12 protein-coding genes are annotated in these 13,504 nt (G+C 60.6%); 11 read left to right on the top strand and 1 reads right to left on the bottom strand.

The genetic code is table 11. The features are described 5' to 3' along the window. Positions 1-5 precede the first annotated feature (5 nt). Positions 6-461 (top strand): Holliday junction resolvase RuvX, encoded by a 456-nt coding sequence (gene ruvX, locus BLIJ_RS08305; protein WP_012577916.1) that lies wholly within the window; start codon positions 6-8, stop codon positions 459-461. Positions 462-474: 13 nt separating this feature from the next. Then, positions 475-1,656: an endolytic transglycosylase MltG gene (gene mltG, locus BLIJ_RS08300; protein WP_012577915.1), complete on the top strand. Its 1,182-nt coding sequence runs from the start codon at positions 475-477 to the stop codon at positions 1,654-1,656. Positions 1,657-1,822: 166 nt separating this feature from the next. Here the strand turns inward: mltG and BLIJ_RS08295 are convergent, their stop codons facing one another. After that, positions 1,823-2,296, bottom strand: coding sequence for a prepilin peptidase (locus BLIJ_RS08295; RefSeq protein ID WP_012577914.1), 474 nt, complete (start codon positions 2,294-2,296; stop codon positions 1,823-1,825). 63 nt (positions 2,297-2,359) lie between these two features. Between BLIJ_RS08295 and aroC the strand changes: the two genes are divergently transcribed. From aroC to sufU, 9 genes are all read left to right on the top strand, one after another. Further along, positions 2,360-3,547 carry a chorismate synthase gene (aroC, locus tag BLIJ_RS08290; RefSeq protein WP_012577913.1) on the top strand — a complete coding sequence of 396 codons (1,188 nt, stop codon included), beginning with the start codon at positions 2,360-2,362 and terminating at the stop codon, positions 3,545-3,547. Between the two features lie 82 nt (positions 3,548-3,629). Beyond that, entirely contained in the window at positions 3,630-5,252 is a 1,623-nt protein-coding gene (locus BLIJ_RS08285; RefSeq protein WP_012577912.1) for a bifunctional shikimate kinase/3-dehydroquinate synthase, read from the top strand. A 163-nt stretch (positions 5,253-5,415) separates the two neighbouring features. Then, positions 5,416-5,862, top strand: a complete 447-nt coding sequence (gene aroQ / locus BLIJ_RS08280) for a type II 3-dehydroquinate dehydratase (protein ID WP_012577911.1) — start codon at positions 5,416-5,418, stop codon at positions 5,860-5,862. Between the two features lie 228 nt (positions 5,863-6,090). Further along, the gene (pyrG, locus tag BLIJ_RS08275; RefSeq protein ID WP_014484975.1) at positions 6,091-7,752 is read left to right on the top strand and encodes a CTP synthase; all 1,662 of its coding nucleotides are present in this window, start codon (positions 6,091-6,093) and stop codon (positions 7,750-7,752) included. A 228-nt stretch (positions 7,753-7,980) separates the two neighbouring features. Then, the gene (sufB, locus tag BLIJ_RS08270; protein WP_012577909.1) at positions 7,981-9,480 is read left to right on the top strand and encodes a Fe-S cluster assembly protein SufB; all 1,500 of its coding nucleotides are present in this window, start codon (positions 7,981-7,983) and stop codon (positions 9,478-9,480) included. A 5-nt stretch (positions 9,481-9,485) separates the two neighbouring features. After that, positions 9,486-10,721: a Fe-S cluster assembly protein SufD gene (gene sufD / locus BLIJ_RS08265; RefSeq protein WP_012577908.1), complete on the top strand. Its 1,236-nt coding sequence runs from the start codon at positions 9,486-9,488 to the stop codon at positions 10,719-10,721. A gap of 25 nt (positions 10,722-10,746) precedes the next feature. Next, entirely contained in the window at positions 10,747-11,526 is a 780-nt protein-coding gene (gene sufC, locus BLIJ_RS08260; RefSeq protein ID WP_012577907.1) for a Fe-S cluster assembly ATPase SufC, read from the top strand. Positions 11,527-11,663: 137 nt separating this feature from the next. Next, positions 11,664-12,938 carry a cysteine desulfurase gene (locus BLIJ_RS08255; protein ID WP_012577906.1) on the top strand — a complete coding sequence of 425 codons (1,275 nt, stop codon included), beginning with the start codon at positions 11,664-11,666 and terminating at the stop codon, positions 12,936-12,938. Between the two features lie 11 nt (positions 12,939-12,949). Then, positions 12,950-13,504 (top strand): Fe-S cluster assembly sulfur transfer protein SufU, encoded by a 555-nt coding sequence (gene sufU / locus BLIJ_RS08250; protein ID WP_012577905.1) that lies wholly within the window; start codon positions 12,950-12,952, stop codon positions 13,502-13,504.

Below are 13,504 nucleotides of genomic sequence, written 5' to 3'. Positions count from 1 at the left end.
CGCCAGTGGTGTGGTTAGGCGTTGATTTGGGTAATGCCCGGGTCGGACTGGCACTGTCCGACCCGGAGCTTACCTTTGCACACCCTGCTGGCAACATTCATGTTGCCGGCGACTATTTCTTTGCTATTGACGAGGTCCTGAACGTCATCGAAGACGAACATGTGGACCATGTAATCGTCGGATTGCCCCTGCAGATGGACGGTACAGAAGGCAAAAGCGCCAAAAAAGCGCGCAGGTGGGCGGCCAATCTGGAGAAGAGGCTGCAAGCAGAGAGTGAAGACAGTGATTCTACGGAGTATCAGATTCCGCAGGTGTCATTGATAGATGAGAGATTAACAACAGTCAGTGCGCATCGTCAACTGTTCGAGGCCCATAAAGCTTCGAACAAGCACAGGCCGGTGGTTGACCAGCAGTCGGCAGTGGTGATTTTGCAGACGGCACTCGACCGTACCCGGGAGTAGTGAGGTATCGGTTATGACCGATGATTTTAACGAGTTCTTTGATGACAACACGCATTGGGTCGAACAGGGGTCAGAACCAATGCGCGGGGCCAAGCCGCCAGAACCGCCGAAATCCCGCAAGGAGATGCGCAAGCGACGTGCACATCGCAAGCGCAAGCGTATCAGTGGCATTATCATCGCTATCGCCATCGTCGCCCTGCTTATCGGCGGCGGCTATTTCGGCGTAACCAAGCTCATCGCATGGCGCGACAGCCGGAGCAACCAGTCGACGGCCATCGCGGACTATCCGGGACCGGGCTATGGCGAGGTCGAATTCACCGTGAGCGAGGGCCAAGGTGCGGCGGAGATCGCCGATAAGCTGCTCAAGGCCGAAGTCATCAAGTCTACTGCCGCGTTCACCAGCGTGGTCAACGCCAATAGCGCGACACTCTATCCGGGAACGTTCACATTGAAGAAGCATATGGCCGCATCCGATGTGATCGCCGTTCTCTCCGACACCAACCAGGCATCGGGCTTCCTTGAGGTTCGTCCCGGTGAACGTGCCACCGATGTGTTCGCCGACGCCGCGAAGCTTTCCGGCATTGCCCAAAGCGAATTCGACACGATTATCAAGAACAAGGGTAAGGATATTCTGCCCAATGAAGCGGGCGGTAGCTTTGAGGGATGGCTGGAGCCGGGAACCTACAACGTCAAGAGCATGAAGAGCGCTTCGGAAATCCTCAAGGCCATGGTCGATAAGCGTATCGCCAAGTTGGATGAATTGGGCGTGCCGACCGGCAGTGACCGCGAACGGGTGATGATCATCGCCTCTATCGCCGAGGCCGAGGTCAACAAAGCCGATTACTACGGCAAAGTGACGCGAGTCATCGAGAACCGTTTGGAGCAGGGCATGTCGTTGGGCATGGATTCCACCGTGGCCTATGGCAATAACGTCAAGCCCGCGCAGGTGACCACCGAGATGACCCAGGACGAGTCCAACCCGTACAACACGTACAAGATCTCCGGCCTGCCGCCTACGCCGATCAGCAATCCCGGCGATAGTGCCATTCAAGCGGCACTGCACCCCGAAAGCGGCAATTGGCTGTACTTCTGCACGGTCAATCTGGACACCGGCGAAACCAAGTTCGCCGCAACCGCCGATGAACATGACCAGAACGTGGCCGAACTACGCAAGTGGCAAGCCGAAAACCAGTAGTCATCCCGTTAGCTCCCTTCGCTTGGGGAAGCTGATCGGACATTAGTCTCTTCATTGGCTCCCTCGCCGAGGGGAGCTGTCCGCAAAGCGGACTGAGGGGAGCACTGCGGGGAATGTAACGCTCGACTTAAGCCCGGGGCTCCCGCAAAGCGGATGGAGGAGAAATCTAGGACAACACCCCAACCACCACCGCCACAATCGCGCCCGCCAATATCACCGGCACATACGGCACCTTGCCCGCATGTGCCGGTGATGTGCGTTGTGGGTCGAATCGCGTCCACAAGGCAATCCATGTGATGCCGGCAACGCCCATCGCCAGCCACCAGACCACCACAGGCAACAGGCCAAACAGTCCGACAGACAATCCCATAGGTATCAAGGCGGTCACATCGCCGAATCCCAATGACCGCGGCACCAGCAACGCCAACGCGAACTGGATCAGGCAACATAGCACGGTGAACAACAGTGCCTGCAACAGCACGAACAGGTCGTTCGCCACCACTCCATACGCGAAATCGGCGGCCAACTGGATTAACGCGCCCACGGCCACCCATGCGATCGGCACCCGCCGATGACGAACATCCTCAATGGACAGTGTAAGCCCACATAGCAGACCGGGTAGCGTGAACAGGTATGGCATAGCTTAACATTAACCCCTAGTTAGACGTACTCATAGACGTACACACATGAAACGAGGGAAGTTATGCTGCGTTGGCAGACGGCAGGGGAGTCGCACGGAGAAGCATTGGTGGCCATGATTGAAGGGTTGCCGGCCGGCGTGCGTATTAGCACGGACGATATCGTTTCCGCACTGGCACGCCGTCGACTTGGATATGGTCGCGGTGCCCGCATGAAGTTCGAGCAAGACAAGGTCCGTCTGCTGACCGGTGTACGCCACGGCCTGACCCTCGGCTCGCCGGTGGCCATCGAAATCGCCAACACCGAATGGCCGAAGTGGACCGAGGTCATGAGCGCCGATGCACTCGACCATGACCTGCCGCGCGAAGGCCGCAATGCGCCGCTGAGCCGCCCGCGCCCGGGCCACGCCGATCTGACCGGCATGCGCAAGTATGGTTTTGACGACGCCCGACCGGTACTGGAGCGCTCCAGCGCCCGTGAGACCGCCTCCCGTGTGGCTTTGGGCGAGGTGGCCAAGCAGTTCCTGGATCAGGCGTTCGGCATCCGCACCGTAGCCCACGTGGTGGCGCTCGGTGGCGTGCAGACCAACCCTGATTTGCCGTTGCCCACACCTGACGATCTGGAAGCGTTGGATGCCTCTCCCGTGCGTACGTTGGATAAAGAGGCCGAGGTCCGTATCATCGAACGCATCAATGAAGCCAAGAAGGCCGCCGATACGTTGGGCGGCGTGATTGAAGTGCTGGCTTACGGTGTGCCTGCCGGCATCGGCACGTATGTGGAGTCCGACCGCCGACTGGACGCGGCTCTGGCCTCCGCGATTATGGGCATTCAGGCGTTCAAGGGTGTGGAGATCGGCGACGGCTTCCTGGCAGCCTCCCGCCCCGGTTCGCAGGCGCACGATGAGATCGTGGTCAACGCCGACGGCCGCATCGACCGTCTGTCCAACCGCGCAGGCGGCATTGAAGGCGGTATGTCCAATGGCCAGGTGATTCGCGTACGCGGTGCCATGAAGCCGATTCCGTCCATCCCCAAGGCCCTGCGTACGGTCGACGTGCTGACCGGCGAATCCGCACAAGCCATCAACCAGCGTTCCGACAGCACCGCCGTGCCTGCGGCATCCGTGGTGGCCGAGGCCATGGTGCGTCTGACTTTGGCGAAGTACGCGCTGGATAAGTTCGGTGGAGACAGTGTTGCCGAAACACGGCGCAACCTTGAGTCGTATCTCGCCTCGTGGCCGGAGCACATGCGCTGAACGAAGGGCGTATGGTTTCGTGACGACTGCCACGGAACCATCAGCAACTGTACCCACCAATCGTCGAGAGGATTCGTAGATTATGACCGCACGCCCCCGCGCCGTCATCATCGGCATGATGGGAGCCGGCAAAACACGTGTCGGTAAGGAAGTGGCGCATATGTTGCGTCTGCCGTTCGCCGATGCCGATGTGGAGATCGAACGTGAAGTGGGCATGAAGATTCCCTCCTACTTCGAGGAATACGGTGAGCCGGCATTCCGCGAGGTCGAGGCCGATCTCATCGCCGATATGCTTGAGGATTTCGACGGTATCTTTTCGCTGGGCGGTGGCGCTCCCATGACGTCCTCCACCCAGCATGCCCTCGCCTCCTACATCGACCATGGCGGTCGTGTGGTCTACCTTGATGCCGATCCGGCGGAAGCCATGGAACGCGCGAACCGTGGGGGAGGCCGGCCCATGCTCAATGGCAACGCCAACTCCCGTTGGAAAAAACTGTTCAAGCAGCGTGACCCAGTATTCCGCGAGGTCGCCAACGTTCATGTCCATACCCGGGGGCTTACGCCTCAGGGCGCAGCGAAGAAAGTGATTGATATGGTATCTGAGCGAGCAGTGCATGTTACCGGAGCGGCAATTGAGCCGTATGATGTGGTCATTGGCGAAGGTGCCATGAACCATCTGGCCGATGTGCTGGGACCCAAACCCGCCAAAATCGCGCTTATCCACACTCAGTCGGTGCAGCGACACTCCGATCGTGCCCGCGCTCTGTTGCGTCAGGGCGGCTATGAGGTTTCCGACATCGTGATTCCGGATGCCGAACCCGGCAAGACCATTACCGTGGCCAACGGCATTTGGGAACGCCTTGGCAACGAAGGTTTCACCCGATCCGATGCCGTGGTGGGGCTTGGCGGCGGTGCCGCAACCGATTTGGCCGGTTTCGTGGCCGCCACGTGGATGCGTGGCGTGCGCTATGTGAACTGCCCGACCTCGCTGCTGGCCATGGTCGATGCCTCCACCGGTGGCAAAACCGGCATCAACACCCCGCAGGGCAAGAACCTCGTCGGCTCGTTCTACACGCCTGCCGGTGTGCTGGCCGACACCAAGACGCTGGCTACGCTACCCAATGACATCTTCATCGAGGGTCTCGGCGAAGTCGCCAAATCCGGTTTCATCCGCGATCCCGAAATCCTTCATATCCTCGAAGACCACGCAGCTGAACTGCGCGCTTTCGTCGGCTCTACATTCCTTGGCTCGCCGCTCGAAGACGTGGTTGCCGAGCTCATTGAGCGCACGGTAAAGGTCAAGGTCTATCACGTCTCCTCCGATTTGAAGGAGAAGGGTCTTCGTGAATTCCTCAACTACGGGCACACGATGGGCCATGCCATCGAAAAGCTCGAGCACTTCCGCTGGAGGCATGGCAATGCGGTGGCCGTCGGTATGGTGTATGCCGCCGAGCTGGCCCATCTGATCGGTTACATCGATCAGGATCTGGTTGACTATCACCGCTCGTTGCTCGCTTCGCTGGGTCTGCCGACGTCGTGGCATGGCGGCTCGTTCGACGACGTGCTCGCATTGATGCATCGCGACAAGAAAGCCCGTGGCAACGAACTGCGTTTCGTGGTCCTTGACGAGATTGGTCACGTCGTACACCTCGACAACCCGCCCGCCGACGCCGTAGAAGAAGCCTTCCATCGTATCCAGCAATAATTGAACGGCCACAGGCCGTGCCGTTCGCCATCCCCTCAGAAAAAAGTACTTGGCTCCCCTCTAACGGAGGTGCCCCGGAGTCGGATCTACCTTCTTCCTCCCTCTGATGAGGGAGGTGCCCCGAAGGGGCGGAGGGAGAGAAGCACAAACAAAAGGAGTCCCGATGACCAAAGTCATCGTTGTCAATGGCCCTAACCTCGGACGTCTCGGCGTCCGCCAGCCCGACGTCTACGGTCGTCAAGACCTCGACACCCTGCGCAAGCTCTGCGCCGAATGGGGCAAGGACCTCGGCCTCGAAGTCGAGGTGCGTCAGACCGACGACGAAGCCGAAATGGTGCGCTGGATGCACCAAGCCGCCGACGAGAAAACCCCGGTGGTCATGAACCCCGCCGCCTTCACGCACTATTCGTATGCTCTCGCCGACGCCGCGCACATGGTCATTGATGAGAACCTGCCACTTATGGAAGTCCATATTTCCAACCCGTCCGCCCGCGACGAGTTCCGCAAGCGTTCCGTAATCAGCCCTGTGGCCACCGGCACCATCACCGGCATGGGTTTCTACGGCTACAAGCTCGCGCTCGATGCTGTGGCGCACTTGCTGAGCGAATAGAACCAAGCCCTCCAGCCAATCCCGGGTATCAGTCGACGTTGAGCCCGGGATTCCTGTTCCGACGAATCGGACCAGAATCCTCGTCCTGGTGCGCCCTATGGGCCTGAAGTGCGCCGTGTATTCGACCATATGCTGGCCAAGGCAGGACGAGACGGGCCGCCTACGCGCGACTACACCGGCCACGTCATGAACACGCCGGGTCATACACGGATGATAGAGTGGAATTCCATGGTTAGAAGAACACATGGTAATTCTCAAGAGCACGTCACCAAGCATATTTTCGTCACTGGCGGCGTTGTTTCCTCTCTCGGCAAGGGCCTGACCGCATCTTCGCTCGGTCGTTTGCTGCGCAGCCGCGGCATCCATGTTCTGCAGCAAAAGCTCGATCCGTACATCAACGTCGACCCGGGCACCATGAACCCGTTCCAGCATGGTGAGGTCTACGTGACCGAAGACGGTGCTGAAACCGATCTCGACATCGGCCACTACGAGCGTTTCCTCGACGTCTTCCTGAGCCAGAAGGCCAACGTCACCACCGGTCAGATCTATCAGGAAGTGCTGCGCAAGGAGCGCGCCGGCGAATACCTCGGCCAGTGCGTGCAGGTCATCCCTCACATCACCAACGAAATCAAGTCTCGTATGCGCGCCCAGGCTTCCGATGACGTGGATGTGATCATCACCGAGATCGGTGGTACTGTCGGCGACATCGAGTCCCAGCCCTTCCTTGAGGCCGCCCGCGAAGTGCGCCGCGATCTCGGCCCGGACAACTGCATGTTCGTGCACGTTTCCCTGGTGCCGTACATTTCCGCCGCCCACGAGCTCAAGACCAAGCCCACCCAGCACTCCGTGATGATGCTGCGTCAACTCGGCATCTCCCCGGACGCCCTCGTGTTGCGTTCCGACCGCCCGCTCAACCAGTCCATCAAAGACAAGATCTCCCTGATGTGCGACGTCGATGCCGAAGGCGTGGTCAACTGCGTGGATGCGCCGAGCATCTACGATGTACCGAAGATCCTGTTCGAAGAGGGCCTTGATGCTTACGTGGTGCGTGAGCTCGGCCTGCCGTTCCACGATGTCGATTGGGATGAATGGGCAGACCTGCTTGAGCGCGTCCACCACCCCAAGCACGAGGTCAACATCGCCATCGTCGGCAAGTACATCGATTTGCCGGACGCCTACCTGTCTGTCACCGAGGCCATCAAGGCCGGAGGCTTTGCCAACTGGGCCAAGGTCAACGTCAAGTGGGTTGCGGCCGACCGTTGCGAAACCACCGAAGGTGCGGCCGCCGCTCTCGACAACGTCGACGGCATCGTGATCCCCGGCGGCTTTGGCATCCGCGGCATCGATGGCAAGATCGGCGCCCTGAAGTTCGCCCGTGAAACCAAGCTGCCCGCCCTTGGCCTGTGCCTGGGCCTGCAGTCCATGGTCATCGAATACTCCCGCCACGTGCTGGGCATTGAAGACGCGAACTCTTCCGAGTTCGAGCCCGATTGCGCCAACCCGGTGATCGCCACCATGGAAGAGCAGAAGGACATCGTGGCCGGCAAGGGCGACATGGGCCACACCATGCGTCTTGGCTCCTACCCGGCTGAGCTGGAGGAAGGCTCGCTGGTCGCCGAACTGTACGGCACCACGCATGTCACCGAGCGTCACCGCCACCGTTACGAAGTCAACGTGGCGTACAAGGATCGTCTGCGCGAAGGCGGCCTGCGCATCTCTGGCCAGAGCCCGGATGGCGAGCTCACCGAGTTCGTGGAACTGCCGCAGGACGTGCACCCGTTCTATGTGGCCACCCAGGCTCACCCGGAGTTCAAGTCCCGCCCGACCAAGCCACATCCGCTGTTCGCCGGTCTGGTCAAGGCGGCGCTCGGCCATCAGGCGGCCCGCTGACCGTGGATCCCGCGCGGTCGGTCCGCGCACGATGAAGGCGTGACGGCACGGCATCTCAGGATGCTTCGCCGCCACGCCTTCGCCGTTTGGCGCCATCCGTGATGCCGCATGGCCCGATGGCGCCCGCATGTAATCAAGCCCACAGCCAATATGCGTCAGGGCAGCTAGTGTTTGCACTTGGGTTCTGCTAGGTTTTCATAGGGTTAAGTGTGATACAAGGAAGGCAGGATGGTGACCGAAAACACAGCGCCAAACGCCGCCGCTGACGTGGAGATGAGCCAGTATGTGGCTGATCGTACCCGCGTCAACGAGGACAAGATCAAGAAGGATGACGAGATCATCAGCCAGTTCGGCGACTACAACTATGGTTGGCATGATTCTGATGCCGCCGGCGAAGCCGCAAAACGAGGCATTGATGAGAACGTCGTACGCGCGATCAGCGCCGACAAAGGCGAGCCGCAGTGGATGCTCGACATGCGTCTGCGTGGATTCAAGGCGTTCCTCGAAAAGCCCATGCCCGATTGGGGTGTGGATCTCTCCGGCTTCAACGCCGACGACTTCAAGTACTACGTCAAGCCGATCGAGAAGCAGGCGAAGTCGTGGGAGGAGCTGCCGGACGATATCCGCAACACCTACGATCGCCTTGGCATCCCGGAGGCGGAGAAGAACCGCCTCGTCTCCGGCGTGGCTGCCCAGTACGAGTCCGAGGTAATCTACAACTCCATTCGTGAGGACCTGAAGAAGCAGGGTGTGATCTTCGTCGACACGGACACCGCTGTGCGCGAATACCCTGAACTCGTCAAGAAGTACTTCGGCACCGTCGTGCCCCCGGAGGACAACAAGTTCGGCGCCCTCAACACCGCGGCATGGTCCGGCGGCTCGTTCGTATACGTGCCGAAGGGCGTGCACGTGGACATCCCGTTGCAGGCATACTTCCGCATCAACACCCCGGCCATGGGTCAGTTCGAACGTACGCTGATTATCGCGGACGAAGGCTCCTACGTGCACTACGTGGAAGGCTGCACCGCCCCGATCTGGTCCGAGGACTCGCTGCACGCCGCCATCGTCGAGATCATCGTCGAGAAGCACGCCCGCGTGCGCTACACCACCGTGCAGAACTGGTCGAACAACGTCTACAACCTCGTCACCCAGCGTGCCTACGTGCGTGAGGGCGGCACGATGGAGTGGGTGGACGGCAACATCGGTTCCAAGGCCACCATGAAGTACCCGGCCTGCATCCTCGCCGAACCGTACGCCAAGGCATCCACCATGTCCCTCGGCTTTGCCGGCAAGGGCCAGTACCAGGACACGGGCGCGAAGATGATTCACTTGGCACCGCACACCAGCTCCACCATCGTCGCCAAGTCCATCTCGCGCGGCGGCGGCCGCTCCGCCTACCGCGGTCTGGTCAAAATCGTCAAGGGCGCGTACGGTTCGTCCAACTCGACCGTGTGCGATGCCCTGCTGGTCGACGACTTCTCCCGCTCCGATACCTACCCGCACGTCGACGTTCGCGAAGACGACGTTTCGATGGCCCACGAAGCCACCGTTTCCAAGATTTCCGAAGACCAGCTCTTCTACCTGATGAGCCGAGGACTCACGGAGGAAGAGGCGCGAGGCATGATCGTGCGCGGCTTCGTCGAACCGATCAGCCGCGAGCTGCCGATGGAATACGCGCTTGAACTCAACAGACTTGTGGAACTTCAGATGGAAGGATCGGTGGGCTGATTCCGATGACCGACAACACAACACCCGTCAAGGAAATCAAGATTCCGGTCGCCGACCCCAACGACCCGTACGCGATTCCGGCCGCCATGCCGTCCTCCGTGGACCATGCCGTGCGTTCGTTCAACGCAGGCGACTACCCGGAGCCCAGCCGCAAGCAGGACGAATGGCGCTACACGCCTATCGAGCGCATCAACGAGTTCTTCACCGTGTTCAAGCCTTCCGGCGAAACGCAGATCGAAGTCTCCATGATTGACGGCTCGCCGTTGGCCGAAGGCGTGAAGCTCAGCCAGATCAAGCTCGGTGAGGGCCTGTCCGGCACTGTGTCCAAGCCCAACGACCGCGTCTCCGCAGTCGAATGGGAATCCGGCCACACCGCAACCATTCTGGAACTGTCCGGTGAGATCGCCCAGCCCGTGCTCGTCAAGGTGCACGGCGCGGGGGAGGACCTCGACGCTTTCCATCTGGTGATCGCCGCCGCCGACAAGGCTCATGCGGACGTCGTCGTGGAACACAACGGTGACGCACGACTGGCCGAAGGCGTGGAAATCACCACCGGCAAGGACTCGCACGTCTCCACCACGTTCGTTCAGGAATGGGCCAAAACCGCCAAGCATGTGGCCAACCACCGCATCCACGTCGGCGAAGGCGCATCCCTGCGCCACTCCGTCGTGACCTTGGGCGGCGACATCGTCCGCATCCGCATGGATCAGGACTTCGGCGGCGAACAAGGCGACCTCAACATGCTCGGCATCTACTTCGTGGACCCCGGCGAGCACATCGAACACCGCACGATGGTGGTACACAACCACCCCGACTGCAAGTCCCGCGTGGTCTACAAGGGCGCGCTTGACGGCAAGGGCGCGCACTCCACTTGGGTGGGCAACGCGCTCATCCAGCCCACCGCCCCCGGCACCGACTCCTACGAGCTCAACCGCAACCTGGTCCTGACCCCGGGTGCCATCGCCGATTCCGAGCCGAACCTCGAAATCGAAAACGGCAACATCATCGGTGCCGGTCACGCCTCTTCGGTGGGCCGCTTCGACGACGAGGAACTGTTCTACCTCGAATCCCGCGGCATCCCCGAAACCGACGCCCGCAAGCTCGTGGTGCGTGGCTTCTTCGGCGAACTCGTCGAGGAGATCGGCATTCCTGCCATCTCCGAACATCTGATGACCGTGATTGACCGCCGACTGGCCCGTGGCGAAAACGACGCCATGGCACAGGTCCTCGAAGACAAGTAAGAACAGCATTTTTAGGAGCACAACAATGTCAACACTCGAAATCAAGGACCTGCACGTCCACGTCGAAACCAAGGAAGGCATCAAGCCGATCCTGAAGGGTGCCACCCTGACCGTCCACTCCGGCGAAACCCACGCCATCATGGGCCCCAACGGTTCCGGCAAGTCCACTCTCGCCTACACGTTGGCCGGCCACCCCAAGTACGTGGTCGACTCCGGCGAGGCCCTCCTCGACGGCAAGGACATCCTCAAGATGACTCCGGACGAGCGCGCCAAGGCCGGCCTGTTCCTGGCCATGCAATACCCGGTCGAAGTACCGGGCGTGTCCATGACCAACTTCTTGCGCACCGCCAAGACCGAAATCGACGGCGAGGCTCCCGGTATTCGCCAGTGGGCCAAAGACCTGTCCGCAGCCATGAAGCGCCTCAAGATGGACCCGAAGTTCGCCTCCCGTTCCGTGAACGAAGGCTTCTCCGGCGGTGAAAAGAAGCGCGCCGAAGTGCTGCAGCTCGAACTGCTGAAGCCGAAGTTTGCCATCCTTGACGAAACCGACTCCGGCTTGGACGTGGACGCCCTGCGCATCGTGTCCGAAGGCGTGAACCGTGCCAAGGAAGCCAACCAGTTCGGCATCCTCATGGTCACGCACTACACCCGTATCTTGAAGTACATCAAGCCGGACATCGTGCACGTGTTCGCCGACGGCCACTTCGTCAAGACCGGCGGCCCTGAGCTGGCCGACGAACTCGAAGAGAACGGCTACGACCAGTACCTGCCCGAGGGTGCTGATTCCGAGTCCGCGCTGGCCTGAGACCGTGACCGTGGGAGTCTGACATGCCCTATTCTCGACACGTTCCGGGCCGCTCAGGCCAAGTCTTTACGGTCGCGAACAGGCCATGTCCGACTCCCACTCGTTTCGTACAATTGTTACGTAAGTAGGGGAACATAATGGTTGATTTTAAGGAGATTCGGGGCGAGTTCCCGATTCTGAATCAGGAGATTCACGGGCACCCGCTCGTGTACCTGGATTCTGCGGCCACCTCGCAGAAGCCGAATGCGGTGATCGACGCCGAGGCGAACTTCTACCGTACGATCAACGCCGGCGTGCACCGCGGTGCCCACGAGCTGGCGGCCCGTAGTACCATGGCTTTCGAAGAGGCCCGTGCCAAGGTCGCCAAGCTGGTCGGCGCGAATGCAGCGGAAGGCGAAGAAGAGATCGTCGTCACCGGTGGTGCCACGGCCGGACTGAACCTGCTCGCCACCGCGTTCGGCAATGCGTCGCTGGGCCGTGGGGGAGAAGCCGCCAAGCGTTTTGCCCTGAAGCCGGGCGATGAGATCGTCGTCTCGCGCGCGGAACATCATTCGGTGCTGCTGCCGTTCCAGGAGCTGGCCTACCGTACCGGTGCCACCTTCAAGTGGATCGACCTGACCGAGGACGGCCGTGTGCGTACGGACAACCTCGACGAAGTCATCACCGAGCGTACCAAGGTCGTGGCTGTCACCCACGTGGGCAACACCACGGGTGCCATCACCAACATCGCCCCTATCATCAAGCGTGCGCATGAAGTAGGTTCGATCTTCATCTTGGACGCTTGCCAGTCCGTACCGCACCTCAAAGTCGATTTCCATGCGCTTGATGTGGACTTCGCTGCCTGGAGCGCGCACAAGATGTACGGTCCTACCGGCGTCGGTTTCCTGTACGGTAAGCGCGAACTGCTCGAAGCCCTGCCGCCGGCCAACTTCGGCGGCTCCATGGTCGAGCTCGCCTACATGGACCACGAGGCCCAATACATGGCCCCTCCGGCCCGTTTCGAGGCCGGCACCCAGCCGGTCGCCCAAGTGGTGGCCGCAGGCGTCGCCGCCGAATGGATGATGAATATCGGTCTTGAGAACATCGAAGCCCATGAGAAGACCATCGCCGCCGAACTGCTGAAGCTCGGCGACATCGATGGCATTCGTATCCTCGGACCGCGCGAAAACGTGGACCGCATCGGCACCGTGGCGTTCGACGTGGCCGGCGTGCACCCGCACGATGTGGGCCAGTTCATCGACGCCCAGGGCATCGCGATTCGCGTGGGGCACCACTGCGCCCAGCCGGTACACCGCCACTTCGGCCTATACGCATCCAACCGTGCCTCCTCCGGTGTCTACAATTCGGTCGAAGATGCCCAAGCATTGGTCGAAGCGGCCAAGGGTATCCGTAAGTTCTTTGGAGTGGAGTAAAACAGATCACCATGAACGAATTCGGTATGAGCGGGGATGACCTCGAACAGATGTACCAAGAGGTCATCCTCGAGGCGTCAAAACATCCGCATGGCAAGGAATCCTTTGCGCCCAACGCGGCGGTCGAACAGTCCGCGGACGCGGCGGCCAATGTCACCGTGCAAGCCAGCCACGAATACTGCACGCCCGGTGAATCGCACCAGTTCAACCCGACCTGCGGCGACGAGGCGACCATCCATGTCGAAGTCTCCGATGACGAACCGCACACCATCAAGCGATTGGTGTGGGACGGCCACGGCTGCTCCATTTCGCAGGCCAGCCTGTCGGTGATGGTCGATCTGGTGGGCGGCAAAACCGTGGACGAGGCCATGGATCTGGAACAGACATTCCACAAGCTGATGGAATCGCGCGGTGCCGGTCTGGACGACGAGAACCTGGAAGAAAAGCTCGGCGACGCCGTGGTATTCCAAGGCGTGTCGAAATACCCTATGCGCATCAAATGCGCTCTGCTAGGCTGGGAAGGGCTGAAGGACTCCATCGCCAAAGCCCTCGCTGCAAAGAACTGA

Source organism: Bifidobacterium longum subsp. infantis ATCC 15697 = JCM 1222 = DSM 20088 (genome assembly GCF_000269965.1).
Lineage (GTDB): Bacteria > Actinomycetota > Actinomycetes > Actinomycetales > Bifidobacteriaceae > Bifidobacterium > Bifidobacterium infantis.
Note: the sequence above shows the minus strand (reverse complement) of the source record. Positions and strands in the feature narration are given on the sequence as shown.

What these genes read in the sequence shown, in the direction of transcription:
- sufD (WP_012577908.1), top strand. Translation starts at nt 9,486, where the DNA reads ATGACCGACAACACAACACCCGTCAAGGAAATCAAGATTCCGGTCGCC.
- sufC (WP_012577907.1), top strand. Translation starts at nt 10,747, where the DNA reads ATGTCAACACTCGAAATCAAGGACCTGCACGTCCACGTCGAAACCAAG.
- aroC (WP_012577913.1), top strand. Translation starts at nt 2,360, where the DNA reads ATGCTGCGTTGGCAGACGGCAGGGGAGTCGCACGGAGAAGCATTGGTG.
- sufU (WP_012577905.1), top strand. Translation starts at nt 12,950, where the DNA reads ATGAACGAATTCGGTATGAGCGGGGATGACCTCGAACAGATGTACCAA.
- BLIJ_RS08295 (WP_012577914.1), bottom strand. Translation starts at nt 2,296, where the DNA reads ATGCCATACCTGTTCACGCTACCCGGTCTGCTATGTGGGCTTACACTG.
- pyrG (WP_014484975.1), top strand. Translation starts at nt 6,091, where the DNA reads ATGGTTAGAAGAACACATGGTAATTCTCAAGAGCACGTCACCAAGCAT.
- aroQ (WP_012577911.1), top strand. Translation starts at nt 5,416, where the DNA reads ATGACCAAAGTCATCGTTGTCAATGGCCCTAACCTCGGACGTCTCGGC.
- BLIJ_RS08285 (WP_012577912.1), top strand. Translation starts at nt 3,630, where the DNA reads ATGACCGCACGCCCCCGCGCCGTCATCATCGGCATGATGGGAGCCGGC.
- BLIJ_RS08255 (WP_012577906.1), top strand. Translation starts at nt 11,664, where the DNA reads ATGGTTGATTTTAAGGAGATTCGGGGCGAGTTCCCGATTCTGAATCAG.
- sufB (WP_012577909.1), top strand. Translation starts at nt 7,981, where the DNA reads ATGGTGACCGAAAACACAGCGCCAAACGCCGCCGCTGACGTGGAGATG.
- mltG (WP_012577915.1), top strand. Translation starts at nt 475, where the DNA reads ATGACCGATGATTTTAACGAGTTCTTTGATGACAACACGCATTGGGTC.